At 67.0% G+C, this 15405-nt stretch carries 11 protein-coding genes; 8 read left to right on the top strand and 3 right to left on the bottom strand.

Translation table 11 applies throughout. The features are described 5' to 3' along the window. Window positions 1-93 precede the first annotated feature (93 nt). From sufC to mtnP, 7 genes are all read left to right on the top strand, one after another. Entirely contained in the window at window positions 94-837 is a 744-nt protein-coding gene (gene sufC / locus GV027_RS07920; protein ID WP_159512806.1) for a Fe-S cluster assembly ATPase SufC, read from the top strand. Window positions 838-1036: 199 nt separating this feature from the next. Further along, the gene (locus GV027_RS07915; RefSeq protein ID WP_159511532.1) at window positions 1037-2113 is read left to right on the top strand and encodes a SufD family Fe-S cluster assembly protein; all 1077 of its coding nucleotides are present in this window, start codon (window positions 1037-1039) and stop codon (window positions 2111-2113) included. Window positions 2114-2115: 2 nt separating this feature from the next. Beyond that, window positions 2116-3324: a cysteine desulfurase gene (locus GV027_RS07910; RefSeq protein ID WP_443029552.1), complete on the top strand. Its 1209-nt coding sequence runs from the start codon at window positions 2116-2118 to the stop codon at window positions 3322-3324. Then, window positions 3321-3782 carry an SUF system Fe-S cluster assembly protein gene (locus GV027_RS07905; protein ID WP_159511530.1) on the top strand — a complete coding sequence of 154 codons (462 nt, stop codon included), beginning with the start codon at window positions 3321-3323 and terminating at the stop codon, window positions 3780-3782. Before GV027_RS07910 ends, GV027_RS07905 begins: the two co-directional genes overlap by 4 nt. Before the next feature lie 106 nt (window positions 3783-3888). After that, window positions 3889-4242 (top strand): HesB/IscA family protein, encoded by a 354-nt coding sequence (locus GV027_RS07900; RefSeq protein WP_159511529.1) that lies wholly within the window; start codon window positions 3889-3891, stop codon window positions 4240-4242. Window positions 4243-4409: 167 nt separating this feature from the next. Then, the gene (locus GV027_RS07895) at window positions 4410-5801 is read left to right on the top strand and encodes an amino acid permease (RefSeq protein WP_107931942.1); all 1392 of its coding nucleotides are present in this window, start codon (window positions 4410-4412) and stop codon (window positions 5799-5801) included. Continuing rightward, complete coding sequence (gene mtnP / locus GV027_RS07890; RefSeq protein ID WP_159511528.1) at window positions 5798-6661, top strand: S-methyl-5'-thioadenosine phosphorylase; 864 nt, start codon at window positions 5798-5800, stop codon at window positions 6659-6661. The genes GV027_RS07895 and mtnP overlap by 4 nt, the downstream gene beginning before the upstream one ends. Window positions 6662-7116: 455 nt before the next feature. Here mtnP and acnA read toward each other — a convergent pair whose 3' ends face one another. After that, complete coding sequence (gene acnA / locus GV027_RS07885; protein ID WP_159511527.1) at window positions 7117-9801, bottom strand: aconitate hydratase AcnA; 2685 nt, start codon at window positions 9799-9801, stop codon at window positions 7117-7119. Window positions 9802-10066: 265 nt separating this feature from the next. Here acnA and GV027_RS07880 point away from each other — a divergent pair, with 265 nt between their 5' ends. Continuing rightward, window positions 10067-10504: a phasin family protein gene (locus tag GV027_RS07880; protein WP_159511526.1), complete on the top strand. Its 438-nt coding sequence runs from the start codon at window positions 10067-10069 to the stop codon at window positions 10502-10504. Between the two features lie 46 nt (window positions 10505-10550). Here the strand turns inward: GV027_RS07880 and GV027_RS07875 are convergent, their stop codons facing one another. Next, window positions 10551-12125 (bottom strand): efflux transporter outer membrane subunit, encoded by a 1575-nt coding sequence (locus GV027_RS07875; protein WP_443029527.1) that lies wholly within the window; start codon window positions 12123-12125, stop codon window positions 10551-10553. Beyond that, window positions 12125-15400 (bottom strand): multidrug efflux RND transporter permease subunit, encoded by a 3276-nt coding sequence (locus tag GV027_RS07870; RefSeq protein WP_159511524.1) that lies wholly within the window; start codon window positions 15398-15400, stop codon window positions 12125-12127. The genes GV027_RS07875 and GV027_RS07870 overlap by 1 nt, the downstream gene beginning before the upstream one ends. Between the last annotated feature and the right edge of the window lie 5 nt (window positions 15401-15405).

Below are 15405 nucleotides of genomic sequence, written 5' to 3'. Positions count from 1 at the left end.
TGTTGGGTCGCGACGCATGTGCGTTGCTCGCTTGGCGAGTGTGGTTCCCCACCCCAACCCCTCCCCTGAAGGGGAGGGGCTAGAAAGATGACGATGCTGAAAATTGAAAACCTTCATGCCGAGATCGACGGCAAGGAAATCCTCAAGGGCCTCTCGCTCGAGGTGAATGCGGGCGAGGTGCACGCGATCATGGGGCCGAACGGCGCGGGCAAGTCGACGCTGGGCTATGTGCTCGGCGGGCGGCCCGGGTACGAGGTCACGTCGGGCTCGGTGACGTTCGACGGCGTCGACCTGCTCGAGCTCGAGGCGCATGAGCGTGCCGCGGCGGGCGTGTTCCTCGGCTTCCAGTATCCGGTTGAGATCCCCGGCGTGTCGAACGTCCAGTTCCTGCGGGAGGCGCTCAACGCCCAGCGCGCGACGCGCGACGAGAAGGCGCTGTCGGGCGGCGAGTTTCTGAAGTTCGCGCGCGGGCAGGCGGATCTGCTCGGCATGGATTACGACATGCTAAAGCGGCCGGTGAATGTCGGCTTTTCGGGCGGCGAGAAGAAGCGCAACGAGATGGTGCAGATGGGCATCGTCAACCCGAAGTTCGCGATCCTCGACGAGACCGATTCAGGGCTGGACATCGATGCGCTGCGCGTCGTCGGCGACGGCATCAACCGCATCATGCGCGCGCCCGACAAGGCGGTGCTGCTGATCACGCATTACCAGCGGTTGCTCGATTATGTGGAGCCGGACTTCGTCCATGTCCTCGCCGACGGGCGCATCGTCCGCTCGGGCGGCAAGGAACTCGCGCAGCAGCTCGAGAGCGAAGGCTATGTGGGGATCGCCGCATGATCTCCCTTCGTGCCGCAGGCGCAGACAGAAGAAGTCTGGTTCGCGCGGAGACGCGGAGGCGCGGAGGTGTCGTCGTCTCGGCTTCGCTCCCGCGGGTCTTTACGGGCCGGGATTTTAGGGCCCTTGCGGGCAAGGCCTCCCTTCTGCTCCGCGTCTCCGCGCCTCTGCGTGGACCCATCTTCTTCTCGAGGAGCGTATGATGGCCGCGGTTATGGAGCTTCCTTCCACGCGCGAGGAGTCGTGGCGCTGGGGTGATCCGGCGGCGATTGCGGCGGCGGCGGGGTTGCCGCGCGGTGAGGCGCTGGCGGGCTCGTGGTTCCTCGAGCTTGAGGGCGCGCGGGCGGTGTTTGTCGATGGCGTGCTGGATGAAGGTCGCAGTGATCTTCGGCATGTCGCGATCGCGCCGCTTGAGGGTGGTACGCATGTGCTGGGCGCGCGGACGACCGGCCATGGCTGGTCGTTGCGCGTCGAGGCGCACGCTTCGGCGGAGCTGATCCAGATCGTCCATATCGCGACCGGGGGCGAGAACCATGTTCCCGCCGAGATCGTGCTCGCGGGCGGCGCTCAGGCGTCGGTGGTCGAGACCTATGTCGGGACCGGCTGGTCGAACCGGTCGACGCGGATGACGCTGGGCGCGGGCGCGAAGCTGACGCGTGCGGTGCGGTTGCTCCAGACCGCGGGCTTCGTGTCGGTGCGCGACGAGGCGGATGTCGGTGCGGGTGCGAGCCTGATCGTTACGATGCTCGGCGCGGGCGATGCGGGGACGCGGATCGATGGCGCGATCACCGTGTCGGGCGACGATGCGTTTGCTGAATATGGCGGCGCCTTGCTGACCCGGCGCGACCAGCGGCAGGAATGCGCGCTGTCGGTGCGGCATGCTGCGCTCAACGGGCAGAGCAAGCAGATCTGGCGCGCGGTCGCGGCGGACACGTCGACCGCGAGCCTTGCGGCGCGCGTCGAGGTGGCACGCGATGCGCAGAAGACCGACGGCGTGCAGTCGCTGCGCGGGTTGCTGCTCAAGCGGACCGCGACGGTCAATCTGAAGCCCGAGCTCGAGATCTTCGCCGACGACGTGAAGTGCGCGCACGGCGCGACGGTCGGCGAGCTCGACCAGCGCGCTTTGTTCTACATGCAGAGCCGCGGCATCCCGCATGCCAAGGCGCAGGCGCTGCTGACGCGTGCGTTCGTCGGCGATGCGTTCGCGCAGATCGCGGACGAGACGGTGCGCGATGCGTTCGTCGCGGACGCGGATGCGTGGCTGGAGGCGGCGCTGTGACCCTGACGCTCGAAACGCGCCCGCTCGACCGGGTATCGGACTTTCCGGCGATCCCCGAGGGCTGGGCGTATCTCGATACCGCCGCCACCGCGCAGAAGCCGCAGCCTGTGGTCGACGCGATCACGCGTGCGTACGGCGAGACCTATGCCACCGTGCACCGCGGCGTGTACCAGCGCTCGGCCGACATGACGGTCGCGTACGAAGCGGCGCGGGGGGCGGTGGCGCGGTTCATCGGCGCGGGATCGCCCGACGAGATCGTGTTCGTGCGCGGCGCGACCGAGGCGATCAACCTGGTCGCGACCTGCTGGGCGGGGACCCAGCTCAAGGCGGGCGATTGCATCCTGCTGTCGATGCTCGAGCATCATTCGAACATCGTGCCGTGGCAGATGATCGCCGAAGCGCGCGGTGTCGCGATCGACGTACTGCCGCTGACCGCGGACCATTGCATCGATCTCGATGCGATGGAGCGGATGATCACGCCCGCGCACAAGCTGGTCGCGCTTGGCCATGTGTCGAACGTGCTCGGCTCGGTGCTCGACGCGAAGCGCGCGACGGAGATCGCGCATTCGGTCGGCGCGAAGATCCTGCTCGACGGCTGCCAGTCGGTGCCGCGGATCGCGGTCGACGTGACGGCGATCGGTTGCGATTTCTACGTGTTCTCGGGGCACAAGCTGTACGGTCCGACCGGGATCGGCGTGCTGTGGGCAAAGCCCGAGCTGCTCGACGCGATGCCGCCCTATCAGGGTGGCGGGTCGATGATCGACAAGGTGTCGTTCGCGAAGACGACTTATGCGCCAGCGCCGGGACGGTTCGAGGCGGGGACGCCGCATATCGTCGGTGCGCTCGGGCTGCATGCGGCGATCGACTATGTCGAGAGCATCGGGCTGGCGGCGATCCATGCGCACGAGACGGCGCTGGTGACCGCAACGCGCGAGGCGCTGTCGGGGATCAATTCGGTGCGGCTCTACGGGCCGGCGGACTCGGCGGGGATCGTCTCGTTCACGATCGAAGGGGTTCATCCGCACGACATCGGCACCATATTGGACGAAGAGCGCGTCGCGATCCGGGCTGGCCATCATTGCGCCCAGCCGCTGATGGAGATGCTGGGCGTCGAGGCGACGGCCAGGGCGAGCTTCGGTGTCTATAACGGTCCGGCAGACGTGGATGCGCTGGTGCGCGGTATCGCGCGAGTAACGAGGATATTTGGATGAGCGATCGGTTCGAGATCGAGGAAGTCGATGCGGTGCAGTCGCCGCCCAAGGCGCGTGTCGTGCTCGACACCGACGGCGATGCGGAGCGCAAGCGCGACTATCTTGCCGGGTTCCTGGCGCAGAAGCCGCAGGTCGATCTGGCGGGCGAGCCGGGTGGCGCGGTCTATGATGCGATCATCGACGCGCTGAAGGACATTTACGACCCCGAGATCCCGGTGAACATCTATGACCTGGGGCTGATCTACGGCGTCGAGGTGACCGAGGACGGGCATGCGGTCGTCACGATGACGCTGACCACGCCGAACTGTCCGGTGGCGGACTCGATGCCGATGGAGGTCGAGATGCGCGTCGGTGCGGTGCCGGGGGTCGGGGTGGCCGAGGTGAACCTGGTCTGGGATCCGGCATGGGATCCGCAGAAGATGTCCGACGAGGCGAAGCTCGAACTGGGCATGTTGTGACCCGTTACGGCCTCCAACGTCCGTTCGTCCTGAGCGTAGTCGAAGGACCTGCCGGACGCTTCCCCCCTGTGCTTCGACTACGCTCAGCACGAACGGAGCTTTGATCATGGCGACGACATTACGAGCACGGCCCGCGGCGCTGAACCTGACCGCGACCGCGCATGCGCGGATCGCGGACCTGATGGCGCGTGCGCCGGACGATTCGATCGGGGTCAAGCTGTCGACGCCCAAGCGCGGCTGTTCGGGGCTCGCCTATTCGGTCGATTATGTGAGCGAGGCCAAGCCGTTCGACGAGCGGATCGACACGCCCGGCGGCACGCTGTTCGTCGATGGCGGGTCGATATTGTACCTGATCGGCTCGACGATGGACTGGGTCGAGGACGACTTCACGGCCGGGTTCGTGTTCCAGAACCCCAACGCCAAGGGTGCGTGCGGGTGCGGGGAAAGCTTTACCGTCTGAATCGTGCCGTGAGGTAGTGTGTCCCCGCGAAGGCGGGGACCCAGACTGGGCTCCCGCCTTCGCGGGAGAACAAAGATCCGGCCGAGCCAAGGCGATGCCGGCCGACCGGCCGCCTTGCTTGCCCATCCTGTCCTGTGCCACTCCCCCTTGAGGAAAAGGGGATCTACGTGGCCAGTCTGTTTCGCCGAAAAATCGTCACCGAGCAGCCGCCCGAGCATCAGCTCGCGCGGACTTTGTCGTGGCCGCATCTGGTCGCGATGGGTGTGGGCGGGATCGTCGGCACGGGGATCCTGACGCTGATCGGCGTCGGGGCAGGGCTCGCGGGGCCGGCGGTCATCCTGTCGTTCATCATCGCCGGCGGGATCTGTGCCTGCGCCGCGCTCGCTTATGCCGAGATGGCGACGATGATCCCCGCCTCGGGCAGCGCCTATACGTACAGCTATGTCGTGCTCGGCGAGCTGATCGCCTGGGTGATCGGCTGGAGCCTCATCCTCGAATATTCGCTGGTGGTGTCGACCGTCGCGGTCGGCTGGTCGGGTTATGCTGCACCCTTGCTGCGCGGCGCGTTCGGGTTTCCCGAGGCGCTGACGCTCAGCCCCGAGCTGGGCGGCGTCCTGAACGTGCCGGCGATCGTGATCATCGCGGTCGTCGCGGGCGTGCTGTCGTTCGGGACGCGCGAGAGTGCGACACTGAACGCGGTGCTGGTGGCGGTGAAGATGATCGCGCTGACCGTGTTCGTGTTCATCGCGCTCCATTATTTCAACAGCGCGAACCTGCAGCCGTTCATGCCGTACGGCTTCCCCAAGGCGGTCCAGCCCGACGGCGCCGAGCGCGGCGTGATGGCGGCGGCGGCGATCATCTTCTTCGCATTCTACGGGTTCGACGCGATCTCGACCGCGGCGGAAGAGACGAAGAATCCGGGCCGCGACCTTGCGATCGGCATCCTCGGGTCGATGGTGGCGTGCATCGCGATCTATATCCTCGTCGCGGTCGCCGCTGTAGGCGCGCTGTCCTACACGCGGTTCGCAGGCTCGGCCGAGCCGCTGGCGCTGATCCTGCGCGAGATCGGGCGGCCGGGGTTCGCGACCTTCCTGGGCGCGTCGGCGGTCATCGCATTGCCGACCGTGCTGCTCGCCTTCCTGTTCGGGCAGAGCCGGATCTTCTTCACGATGGCGCGTGACGGGCTGCTGCCGCTGGGCCTCGCCAAGGTCTCCAAGCGCGGTGCGCCGGTAAGGATCACCTGGATTACCGCGGCGATCGTCGCGGTGATCGCGGGGCTGCTGCCGCTCGCCGAGATCGCCGCACTCGCCAATGCGGGGACGCTCGCGGCGTTCGTTGCGGTGTGCGCGTGCATGCTGGTGATGCGTCGCCGTGCGCCCGATGCGGTGCGGACCTTCCGCGCGCCGGCCGCGACGCTGGTGGGCATCGTCGGCATTCTTGGCTGCCTGTACCTGTTCTTCAGCCTGCCCTCGAAGACGCAGCTCTATTTCGGGCTGTGGAACCTGCTCGGGCTGGTGATCTACTTCGCCTATGCGCGGCCGCGGGCGCTTGCCGAATGAGCGGCTGGACGATCGGGATCATCGGCGGCTCGGGGCTGTATGCGGTCGAGGGGATCGAGGACGGGCGCTGGCAGACGGTGGAGACGCCCTGGGGTGCGCCGTCAGATGCGATCTATACCGGGCGCGTCGGGCCTGTCGGCGTGGCGTTCCTGCCGCGGCACGGGCGGGGGCACGGAATCGCGCCGTCCGAGCTCAATGCGCGCGCAAACATCGATGCGTTGAAGCGGCTGGGCGTGACCGATGTGCTCGCGGTGTCGTCGGTCGGGTCGCTGGTCGAGGCGCGGCCGCCGGGAAGCTTCACGATCGTCGACCAGTTCATCGACCGGACCAAAGGGCGGGTGTCGAGCTTCTTCGGCACGGGCCTGGTCGCGCATGTCTCGATGGCGGACCCGGTGTGTCCGCGGCTGTCGGGCCATGCCGCCGATGCCGCGCGCCAGGCCGGCGCGCAGGTCGACGATCGCGGCACCTATCTGGCGATGGAGGGGCCGCAATTCTCGACGCGCGCGGAAAGCCGGTTGTACCGCCAATGGGGGTGCGACGTGATCGGGATGACCGCGATGCCCGAGGCGAAACTCGCGCGTGAGGCGGAGCTGCCCTATGCGCTGGTCGGGATGGTGACCGACTATGACTGCTGGCGCGAGGATGCGGCGGGGGTCGATGTCGCGGAGGTAATTGCGCAGCTCGGCGCGAATGCGGCGAAAGCGCGGGCGATGGTAATGGCGTTGCTGCGTGGCCTGCCGGCGGAGCGTCCGGCGTCGCCGATCGATACCTGTCTCGACAGTGCGATCATCACGGCGCAGGGCGCGCGGGATCCGGCGCTGGTGGCCAAGCTCGACGCGGTGGCGGGGCGGGCGCTCTAGCGGCGCGGTGACGCGTGGGGCTCTGGGTCCTGACGTTCGTCAGGATGACGGTTGGGGGGCGGTCGGCCCCCGGGTGCGGTGATCGGCGGAAGAATTGCGGCGATCCGTGGGCTCCGACACATTGGTGCAACATATCGGCGCGATGAGGTGGGGGTCGCCGCTCCCTCTCCCCCTGTGGACGGCGACGTGGCCGGGTTGTTCCCCCTCCCGGTCCCTCCCTGAACTACGGGGCGACCGTCATGGTCGCCCCGCTTTTTCTGCCGGGCCTGGGTCGCGTTCGAGACGCGCCGTCTGGTGAAACTCGCCATCCAAAACACGTCATCCCAGCGAGGGCCGGGATATCCCTCGTGGTGGGCGATGTGAGCCTCACGGGGATATCCCGGCTTTCGCTGGGATGACGGTAGTTCGGGGGCAGCAGGCGTCGCCCCGGATCGCTCCGGGACGACGTCGGTCGCTTACGCGGCCAGCTTGCGCAGGACGTAGTGCAGGATGCCGCCGTTGAGGAAATATTCCAGCTCGTTGACGGTATCGATCCGGCACTTGGTCTGGAACGTCTCGCTGGTGCCGTCGGCGCGGGTCATCTTCACGCTCACGTCCTGACGCGGGCGGATGCTTGCCACGTCGAGGATGGTGAACGTCTCCGAGCCGTCGAGGCCGAGCGTCTTGCGATCGGTGCCTTCGGCGAACTGCAGCGGCAGCACGCCCATGCCGACCAGGTTCGAGCGGTGGATACGCTCGAAGCTCTCGGTGATGACCGCGCGGACGCCGAGCAGGTTGGTGCCCTTGGCCGCCCAGTCACGCGACGAACCGGTGCCATATTCCTTGCCGGCGACGATCACGAGCGGCGTGCCGTCCTGCTTGAAGCGCATCGCGGCGTCGTAGATCGCCATGACCTCGCCGTCATATTTGGACATGCCACCTTCGACGCCGGGGACCATCTCGTTCTTGATGCGGATGTTGGCGAAGGTGCCGCGCATCATCACGTCATGGTTGCCGCGGCGTGCGCCATAGCTGTTGAAGTCGGCCTTGCTGACCTGATGCTCCTGGAGGAAGCGGCCGGCGGGGCTGTCCGCCTTGATCGAGCCTGCGGGCGAGATGTGATCGGTGGTGATCGAATCGCCGAGGATCGCGAGCGGCTTGGCGTCGATGATGTCCTGCACCGGCGACGGCGTCATGCTGAGGCCCTCGAAATAGGGCGGGTTGGCGACATAGGTCGACCCTGCGCGCCAGGCGTAGGTGTCCGAACCCGTGACGTCGATCTCGCGCCACTTCGAATCGCCCGCATAGACGTCGCCGTAGCGCGCGCCGAACATCGACGCGTCGATGTTTGCGTCCATCGTGCTGCGGACTTCCTCGTTGGTCGGCCAGATGTCGCGCAGATACACGTCCTGGCCGTCGGTGCCCTGACCCAGCGGCGTCTCGATCATGTCGGTCGTGACGGTGCCCTTGATCGCATAGGCGACGACGAGCGGCGGCGATGCGAGGAAGTTGGCGCGGACGTCGGGCGAGACGCGACCTTCGAAGTTGCGGTTGCCCGAGAGGACCGACGCGGCGACGAGGTCATTCTCGTTTATCGCCGACGAGATCGCCGGCGCCAGCGGGCCCGAATTGCCGATGCAGGTCGTGCAGCCATAGCCGACGAGGTTGAAGCCGAGCGCGTTGAGGTCGGCGGTGAGGCCGGCCTTGTCGAGATAGTCGGTGACGACCTGCGAACCCGGCGCGAGCGAGGTCTTCACCCAGGGCTTCGACTTGAGGCCCAGAGCGTTCGCCTTGCGCGCGACGAGGCCGGCGGCGACGAGCACCGACGGGTTCGACGTGTTGGTGCAGCTGGTGATCGCGGCGATCACGACGTCGCCGTCGCCGATGTCATGCTCACGACCCTCGACCGCGACGCGCTCGGGCTGCTCCTTGTGGTACAGCTTGTGGAGGTCGCTGTTGAACACCTCGTCGACCTTGTTGAGGCTGACGCGGTCCTGCGGGCGCTTCGGACCGGCGAGCGATGCGACGACCGAACCCATGTCGAGCTCGAGCGTGTCGGTGAATACGGGGTCCTCGGCATTCTCGTCGCGCCAGAAGCCGTTGGCCTTGGCGTACGCCTCGACCAGCTCGACATTCTCGTCCGAGCGCGCGGTAAGGCGCATGTAATCGAGCGTCTTGTCGTCGATCGGGAAGAAGCCGCAGGTCGCGCCATATTCCGGCGCCATGTTGGCGATCGTCGCGCGATCGGCGAGCGTCATCGACGACAGGCCTGGGCCGAAGAACTCGACGAAGCGGCCGACCACGCCCTTGGCGCGCAGCATCTGCGTGACGGTGAGCACGAGATCGGTGGCGGTGATGCCCTCGTTCAGCTTGCCGAGCAGCTTGAAGCCAACGACTTCGGGGATCAGCATCGACACGGGCTGGCCGAGCATCGCGGCCTCGGCCTCGATCCCGCCGACGCCCCAGCCGAGCACGCCGAGACCGTTGATCATCGTCGTGTGGCTGTCGGTGCCGACCAGCGTGTCCGGATAGGCGATCATCGTGCCGTCGCCGTGATCACCCGACGAGGCCGACGACCAGACGGCCTGGCCGATATATTCGAGGTTCACCTGGTGGCAGATGCCGGTGCCGGGGGGGACGACCTGGAAATTGTCGAGCGCCTTGCTGCCCCACTTGAGGAACTCGTAGCGCTCGATGTTGCGCTCATATTCGAGGTCGACGTTATCCTCGAACGCCTTGGGCGTGCCGAACTCGTCGACCATCACCGAGTGATCGATGACGAGGTGGACGGGGACCTGCGGGTTGATCTTCTCGGGGTTGCCGCCGAGCTTGGTCATCGCATCGCGCATCGCGGCGAGATCGACGACGCACGGTACGCCGGTGAAATCCTGCATCAGCACGCGCGCCGGGCGATACTGGATCTCGCGGTCGCTGCGACGCTCCTTCTGCCAGTCGACGATCGCCTGGATGTCGTCGCGCGTGACGGTGACGCCGTCCTCGAAGCGCAGCAGGTTCTCGAGCAGCACCTTCATCGAGAAGGGCAGGCGACTGATGTCGCCGAGCTGTTCGGAGGCCTTGGCGAGGCTGTAATAGTCATAGGACTTGCCGCCGGTCGAAAGGCTCGTGCGGGTCTTGAGGGTGTCCTGGCCGATGGCAGTCATAGGGGTCCTTCCCGTGGGCGTCGGGCCGCCGGGCGCCGAGGGGAAAGCGGCCTATGGGACCGCGGGGGCGCGTAGGGGACCGACCTGAATGCGGTTACTGCCGGGGCCTTAGCAAGGGCGGGGAAGGGCGGGTTTCGATTGAGACGCGGTTTCGCGTGCGCGACTAACATTGCGACCGACATTGCGACCGGGCCACAACCGGTTATGCTTCGGGCCCGTCGAAGGTCGATGCAGCAAGCACGCCGGAATGGAGAGGACCGTAAATATGTCAGACGATGTCAAAGCCGCGATCGAAAAGGGTGCTGGTCGGGCAAAGGCCGCGACCGACCAGGCCGCGGATGCGGCGAAGACCGCGACCGACCGGATGCAGGCGGATGCGCAGGGCGCGCAGGCCGCGTTTTCGGATCATTTCGGTGAACCCGCCAAGCGCGCGGGCGAGGCGCTGAAGGAATCGGGACGCAAGATGGCGGAGAACGGGTCGACGATCGGCGCAAAGATGATCGACCAGGCCGAACAGAATACGCGCGAGGCGTTCGCGGCGATGCGCGAGGCGGCGTCCGCCAAGGACCTGACCGACGTGATGAAGATCCAGAGCGACTATCTGCGGACACAGAGCGAGCGCAGCATGAGCCAGGCGCGTGAGATCGGCGAGCTGATCATGCGGTTCGGGCGCGACGCGGTCACGCCGATGAAGGGCGGCTGATCATCGACGCGCGCCGGGCCGACAGGATCGGCCCGGCGCGACCGGCCTATTCGGCGCGCGGTGCGCCGGTGGCGGTGACCGGCCGCGGTCCGTTGGCGGTCGCCTCGAGCGTCGAGTCGCCGCCGAGCACGCGGTAGAGCGTGACGCGGTTGCTCGCGCCGACCAACTGCATCGCGACGAGGTTGCGCTGCGCCGTATAGAGCGAGCGCTGCGCGTCGAGCGAGCTGAGGAAGGTGTCGATGCCGCCGCGATAGCGCGCGTCGGACAGGCGATAGGTGTCCTGCGCCGCCGCGGCGAAATTGACGTTGGCGGCGAGCTGATCGGCGATCGTGCCCTGGCGCGCGAGTGCGTCGGCGGTTTCCTGAAACGCGGTCTGGATCGATTTCTCGTAGGTGGCGAGCGCGGCGTCGCGCTGCGCCTTGGTATATTCGACATTGGCGACGCCCGCGCCGGCGCGGAAGATCGGGTAGCTGATCGAGGGCGCGACCGAATAGTTGAACGCGCCGCCCGAAAACAGGGAGGTCAGCGCGCTGCTGGCAAAGCCGAGCAGGCCGGTGAGCGAGACGCGCGGGAACAGCTCGGCACGCGCCGCGCCGATCTCGGCATTGGTCGCACGCAGCTCATATTCCGCCTGAACGACGTCGGGGCGGCGGAGCAGGATGCCGCTGTCGAGGCCGGCGGGCAGGGTGGCGACGGTCGGCAGCGCCTGCTCGATCGACGCGGGCAGCAGCGCGGCGTCGACCGGCGCGCCGACGAGCAGTTGCAGCGCGTTGATATCCTGCGCGAGTGCGGTCTTCTGGGTCGCGAGGTCGGATTGCGCGGTGAACAGGATCTGCTGGGCCTGACGCAGGTCGGTGCGCGGCGCGACGCCGCCGCGGAGCCGCGCCTGCGTGAGCGTGACGCTGCGCTGCGAGCTGGCAACGGTGTCCTGCGCGATCTTGAGCAGGCTCTGGTCCGAGGCATAGGTCAGCCACGCGTCGGCAATGTCGCCGACCAGCGTCAGCCGGGTCGCACGCGCGGCGGCCTCGGTCTCGAAATAGCGGTTGAGCGCGGCCCCGGTCAGCGAGCGGATGCGGCCGAACAGGTCGAGCTCGAACGCGGTCGTGCCGAGATCGACCGAGAAGGCGCTGTTCGAACTGGACGAGCTGACGACGGTCCCGCCCGTGCCGGTCCCGCCGGTCCCCGTGCCGGTCCCGCCCGTGCCGGTGCCTGTCCCGGTTCCTGTGCCGCCCGTGCCCGTGCCCGTGCCCGTGTTGCTCGTCGCGGTGCTGCGCGCGCCATTGCCGCCGCCCGAATAGCTGTAGCGGCCGCTCGCATCGATCTGGGGGAGCAGGTCGGCGCGCTGGATGCGATATTGCGCGCGGGTGGCGGCGATGTTCGCGGCGGCGACGCGCAGGTCGCGGTTGTTTGCCAGCGCCTGGACGATGATCTGCTGGAGCCGCGGGTCGCGGAACACGTCGCGGTAGGTGAAGGCCGGCAGCGCCGCCTCGGACTGACGCAGATAGGCGTCGCCGACCGGCCAGGATACTGGCGTCGGCAGCTCGGGCCGGACATATTTGGGGGCGAGCGAGCAGCCCGCGAGCGCGGTCGACGCGGCGAGGATCAGGAGTGGCGAACGCATCATGCGGGCTCCGGCCGGTGGGGGCCTGGTTGTTCGGGAGGGCCGAGCTTTTCGGAATCGCGACCGTCATAGTCATCCTCGCCGCCGTGGAAGCCGGTCGGGCGACCACGCAGCTTGGCGATGCCGTCGCGCGCGCCGCGGCGGACGAGCACGAAGAACAGCGGGATGTAGAAGATCGCGAGCAGGGTCGCGGTCAGCATTCCGCCGACCACCGCGGTGCCGATCGCGATGCGGCTGTTCGCACCCGCGCCGGTCGACAGCGCGAGCGGCAGCACGCCGAGGATGAACGCGAACGACGTCATCAGGATCGGACGAAGACGGATCTTGGCGGCGGACAGCGCGGCCTCGATGACGCGCTTGCCCTTGCGCTCTTCCTGTTCGGCGAACTCGATCATCAGGATCGCGTTCTTCGCCGCAAGCCCCATCGTCGTGAGCAGCCCGATCTGGAGATACACGTCGTTGATGAGCCCGCGCAGCGTCACCGCGAGGATCGCGCCGACGAGGCCCAAGGGGATGACGAGCAGCACCGCGATCGGGATCGACCAGCTTTCATAGAGCGCGGCGAGGCACAGGAAGACGACGAGCAGCGACAGACCGTAGAGGATCGGCGCCTGGCCCGAGGACAGGCGTTCCTGATAGGAGAGCCCCGACCAGGCGACCGAGGTGCCGGGGATTTTCCCGGCAAGCTCGGCGATCCGGGTCATCGCGTCGCCCGAGCTGACGCCCGCCGCGCCCGACCCCTGGATCTCGTAGGACGAGATGCCGTTGAACCGCGACAGCGTCGTCGGCGCCTGCGACCAGCTGGTTCGCGCGAACGAGGAGAAGGGCGCCATCTGGCCGTTCGACCCGCGGACGAACCACTGGCTCAGGTCCGAGGGTGCCGCGCGGAACTGTGCGTCGCCCTGGACATAGACTCGCTTCACGCGGCCGCGGTCGATGAAGTCGTTGACATACTGGCCACCCCAGGCGGTCGAGAGCGTCGAGTTCACGTTCGCCTGGGTCAGCCCGAGCGTCGAGAGCTTCTGCTGGTCGGCATCGACGCGCAGCGTCGCGACGTCGGGCAATTCGGTCAGGCGGATCGCGGTCAGCGACGAATCGGCGCGGGCGAGCGCGAGCAGCTTGTCACGCGCGGCGTTGAATTCGGTCTGGCTCAGGCTGCCGCTGTTCTGCAGCTGCATCGTGAAGCCGTTCGACGAGCCTAGACCGCGGATCGCCGGCGGGACGAGCGAATAGACCTGCGCATCGCGGAACCCTGCGAACGCCTGGGCCGCGCGCCCGGTGATCGCCTCGGCGGTGTTTTCCTTGCCCTCGCGATTTTCCCACGGCGCGAACGAGACGAAGCCCTGGCCGGTATTCTGGCCGCTCGCACCACCGCCACCGCCGCCGCTGACGGTGAACATCGTGCTCACATTCGCCTTCTCGTTCGTGAAGTAATATTTCTCGATCTGCTTCTGCAGCGCGAAGGTGCGCCCTTGCGTCGCGCCCGCGGGCAGCTGGAACTGGACGATGCCGGTGCCCTGGTCCTCGGTCGGCAGGAAGCCCGTGGGCAGGCGGAGGAACATCACTGCGAGCAGCGCGACGACCGCGGCATAGATCAGCAGGAACAGCCATTTGCGATTGACCACCGACTGGACGGCGCCGACGTATTTCCTCGTACCCTTTTCGAACGTGTCGTTGAACTTGTCGCCCGCGCGCGTGAAAAAATGCGCGACCTTCGGGAATTTGCGCTCACCCCAGCTCTGTTCGGGATTGCCGTCGGCATCCGTCTTCTTCTGCTTGAGCAACGTCGCGGTCAGCGCGGGCGACAGGATCAGCGCGACCAGCACCGACAGGACCATCGCCGACACCATCGTCAGCGAGAACTGGCGGTAGATCACGCCGGTCGACCCGCCGAAGAACGCCATCGGCAGGAACACCGCGGACAGCACGAGCGCGATCGCGACCAGCGCGACGGTGATCTCGTTCATCGACTCGATCGTCGCCTCGCGCGGCGACATGTCGGGATTTTCCTCCATCAGGCGCTCGACATTCTCGACGACGACGATCGCGTCGTCGACGAGCAGGCCGATCGCGAGCACGAGCCCGAACAGCGTCAGCGTGTTGATCGAGAAGCCCGCGAGATAGAAGACGCCGAACGTGCCGAGCAGCACGACCGGCACCGCGATCGTCGGGATCAACGTCGCGCGCCAGCTCTGCAGGAACACGAACATGACGATGACGACGAGGATGACCGCCTCGATCAGCGTCTTGATGACCTCCTCGATCGACAGCTTGATGAAGTTGGTCGTGTCGTTGGCGTAAGCGAATTTGAGGCCGGGCGGGAAGCTCTTGGCGGACTTCTCGACATAGGCCTTGACCAGCTCGGCAGTCTTGAGCGCGTCGGCGCCGGGGGCCAGCAGCACCGCGATGCCCGCGCCCGGATGCGCGTTGACGCGGCTGCGCGCGTTGTAGTTCTCGGCGCCCAGTTCGATCCGCGCGACGTCGCGCAGCTTGACCGTCGCGCTGGTGTTGGTCGTCTTCAGGATGATGTTGGCGAACTGCTCGGGCGTCTGGAGACGCGACTGCGCGGTGACGGTCGCGTTGAGCATCTGCGTGTCGGGCTGCGGCTGGCCGCCGAGCTCGCCGGCCGCGACCTCGGTATTCTGCGCCTGGATCGCGGTCGTCACGTCGCTCGGGATCAGCTGGAAGCTCGCCAGCTTGTTCGGGTCGAGCCAGATCCGCATCGCGTACTGCGCACCGAAGACGTTGCTGTCGCCGATGCCCGGAATACGACCGAGTGGATCCTGGAGGTTCGAGACAAGATAGTCCGAGACGTCCTGGTTGGTCAGCTTGTCGGTCTCGTCATAGACGCCGACGATCAGGAGGTTGTCCGGGTTCGACTTGCGGACGACGAGGCCCTGCTGCTGCACCTGGGTGGGGAGGCGGGAGAGCGTTTGCTGGACCTGGTTCTGGACCTGGACCTGCGCGATGTCGGGATCGGTGCCCTTTTCGAACGTGACCGTGACCGTCACCGAGCCGCGCGACGACGAGGACGAGCTGAAATAGATCAGCCCGTCGATCCCGGTCAGCGACTGTTCGACGACCTGCGTCACGCTGTTCTGGATCGTCTGTGCGTTGGCGCCCGGGAAGGTCGCGCGGATCGTTACCTGTGGCGGCGCGACGTCGGGATATTGCGCGATCGGCAGGCTCATGATCGCGCCGATGCCGCCGAGCATCACGATGATCGCGAGCACCCAGGCAAAGATCGGGCGATCGATGAAGACACGGGATAACATAAGGG

Source organism: Sphingomonas sp. T1 (assembly GCF_902506585.1).
GTDB classification, from domain to species: domain Bacteria; phylum Pseudomonadota; class Alphaproteobacteria; order Sphingomonadales; family Sphingomonadaceae; genus Sphingomonas; species Sphingomonas aerolata.
Note: the sequence above shows the minus strand (reverse complement) of the source record. Positions and strands in the feature narration are given on the sequence as shown.